The 2,232-nt window shown below is 61.7% G+C and carries 1 protein-coding gene; it reads left to right on the forward strand.

Features of this window, described 5'->3' with window-relative positions:
- Positions 1 to 2,232 (forward strand): non-ribosomal peptide synthetase (locus tag ACHIRB_RS31055; protein WP_395127851.1); only part of this gene is annotated, 2,232 nt, incomplete at both ends.

The raw sequence follows: 2,232 nt of genomic DNA on the forward strand, positions 1-2,232 counted from the left end.
ACCTGGAGAGTTCGTGTTAGTAGTTGTGGTGCACCACATCGCGGGGGACGGGTTCTCGATGTTGCCGTTGACCCGCGACGTCGTGACGGCCTACGAGGCGCGGTCGCGCGGTGATGTCCCTGGCTGGTCGCCGTTGCCCGTGCAGTATGCAGATTATGCGTTGTGGCAGCGGGAAGTTTTGGGAGACGAGTCCGATCCGGAGTCGTTGATCTCGGGTCAATTGAGCTACTGGCGTGCGAAGTTGGCGGGTCTGCCAGATCAGTTGGACCTGCCGGTGGACCGGCCGCGACCTGTGGTGGCTTCGTCTCGCGGTGCGTCGCTTTCGGTTTCGGTGGCGGCGGACGTTCACCGTGGTGTCGTGGAACTGGCGCGGTCGGCGGGGTCGAGTCAGTTCATGGTCGTGCACGCGGCGTTGGCGGTGTTGTTGGCGCGTCTGTCGGGTACGAGCGACATCGTGGTCGGGACGCCGGTTGCGGGGCGTGGTGACGCAGCGCTGGACGATTTAGTCGGCATGTTCGTCAACACGCTGGTATTGCGCACAGAAGTGGAATCCTCGGCGTCGTTCACCGATTTGGTCGCGACAGTGCGAGAGACGGACTTGCAGGCATTCGGTCATGCAGATCTGCCGTTCGAGCGTTTGGTCGAGGTCCTCAACCCCGCGCGGTCACAAGCACGGCATCCGCTGTTCCAGGTGATGCTCGCATTCCAGAACATGGGGCAGACGTCCCTGGAGTTGCCGGGGCTGACCGTGTCGGCGGTGGAGTTCGATACGGGGTTGGCGAAGTTCGACCTGCAGGTCACATTGTCTGAGCTGGTCGCAGACGGGGGTGGTGCCGGTGGTTTTGCAGTCACGTTCACGTATGCGACGGATTTATTCGATGAGTCGACCGTGGTCTCATTCGCGGATCGCTTCGTGCGAATACTCTCAGCGGTTGCGACCGATCCTGGTGTGGCTGTTGGTGATATCGAGTTGTTGGACGCTGCCGAGCGGTCGCAGGTGCTGGCCGAGTGGAACGACACGGCGCGCGCGCTTGAGCCTTCGGCGACCTTGTTGACATCGTTCGACGCGCAGGTTGAGTCGTCGCCTGAGGCTATCGCGGTCGTATTCGAGGGTTCGGCGTTGACGTATGCGGCGTTCGATTCTCGTGTGAATCGCCTTGCGCGTTATTTGATTTCGGAAGGTGTCGGACCGGAGGCGCGGGTCGCGTTAGGGATGCGCCGTTCACTGGACCTCCTGGTCGGTATGTACGCAGTTGTGAAGGCCGGTGCGGCGTACGTTCCGCTGGATCTCGACCAACCCGCAGATCGGTTGGAATACGTCGTCGAGACCGCCGCGCCGGTGCTGGCTTTGACAACATCGGGCACCGATTTCGCGCCGCAAGGGGTCCGCGTACTGGCGGTCGATACTGTTGACTTGTCCGATGTTTCGGATGCGCCTATAGGAGATGCAGAGCGATTGGCACCGTTGCGCCCAGAGAACTTGGCGTATGTGATCTTCACATCGGGGTCGACGGGTCGTCCGAAGGGTGTCGCGGTAGCACACAAGTCGGTCGTGAATCAGGTTCGGTGGATCACCACTGAGTATGGCATCGCCGCCGACGATGTCGTGTTGTGGAAGACGCCGGCGACATTTGATGTTTCGGTGTGGGAGTTGTTCGGCGCTCTGGCTGTTGGTGCGCGAATGGTCGTTGCGGTGCCCGACGGGCACCGCGATCCGGCGTACCTGGCGGGCGTTATCGCCACCGAACGCGTGACGATGACATCCTTCGTTCCATCGATGCTCGCAGTGTTCTCCGCGAATACCGTTGCGGGTGAACTGGATTCGTTGCGAGTAGTAATGGTCGCCGGTGAGGCGTTGGCCGGTGAATTAGTCACCGCATTGGACCGAATCACCGACGCAGAAGCGTTCAACCTTTACGGTCCGACCGAGTTCACTGTGCACGCGACGCATGCACGCGTCGCGCCGGGCACCGTGGGTTCGGTGCCGATCGGTGCGCCGGTGTGGAATTCGCGGGCTTTCGTTTTGGATTCGCGGCTGCGACCAGTGCCGGCAGGCGTTGCCGGCGAGTTGTACATGTCCGGTGTGCAGTTGGCGCGAGGGTATGTGGGTCGACCTGACCTGACAAGCGAGCGATTCGTCGCCGATCCGTTTGTGGCGGGTGCGCGGATGTATCGCACCGGGGACTTGGTGCGATGGAATCGTCATGGCGAGTTGGAGTACTTGGCCCGCAC

The sequence above is a fragment of the Antrihabitans spumae genome, from assembly GCF_043944905.1.
Lineage (GTDB): Bacteria > Actinomycetota > Actinomycetes > Mycobacteriales > Mycobacteriaceae > Antrihabitans > Antrihabitans spumae.